1 protein-coding gene and 1 pseudogene are annotated in these 662 nt (G+C 61.9%); both read right to left on the bottom strand.

The window, feature by feature from the left end; genetic code table 11:
- Positions 1-198, bottom strand: a pseudogene (locus tag AC1DU6_RS34315) (hypothetical protein); the annotation flags it as partial.
- A gap of 3 nt (positions 199-201) precedes the next feature.
- Positions 202-662: hypothetical protein (locus tag AC1DU6_RS34310; RefSeq protein WP_477862927.1), on the bottom strand; the 461-nt coding region annotated here is incomplete at its 5' end.

The following is a 662-nucleotide window of genomic DNA, read 5'->3' as shown; positions in this document are numbered from 1 at the left end:
GTTGAGCTGCGCCAGCCGCGCATTAAGCTGCTCCAGCGCCTTGTCCTTGCCCGTGACTTCTTGCGACAGATAGAACTGCACGACGAGGAAGATCGACAATAGGAATACGATGGCGAGTACCAGCGTCGACAGTGCGTCGACGAAGCCCGGCCAGTAGTTGAATTCGGAAGATCCGCGGCGATTGCGTGCCAATGCCATGGGTTAGTTCTTCTCAGGCTGACGGGCGATGTGTTCCAGCAGCTTCTTGATCTCACGGCTCTGCTCGCCCTGACTGTCGGCCCATTCGCGGATCATTTCCTGCTCGCTGCGCATATGCGCGACGAGGCTCTGGATCGCATCGGCGAGATTGGCCATGGCGGTCGTCGTGCCGCGGTTGTTGTTGCCGTCCTCGATGGAGCGACGCAGGCGCTCGATGGCATCCTGCAGCTCTCCGGGGGGGCCGGTTGCTGCAACGGGCGCCGTCTCGCCGGAATATTCCTTCACGGTGGAGGCGAGCCAGTCTTCCAGGTCCGTATAGAACCGGTTCTGCGCCTGGCTGGATTGCAGGTCGAGGAAGCCGAGGATCAGCGATCCGGCAAGACCGAACAGCGATGACGAGAACGAGATGCCCATGCCGGCCAGCGGCGCGGCGAGGCCTTCCTTCAGCGTGTCGAACAGCGAGC

This window comes from Roseateles sp. P5_B10 (genome assembly GCF_056400485.1).
This window is presented reverse-complemented; position numbering and strand designations above follow the sequence as displayed.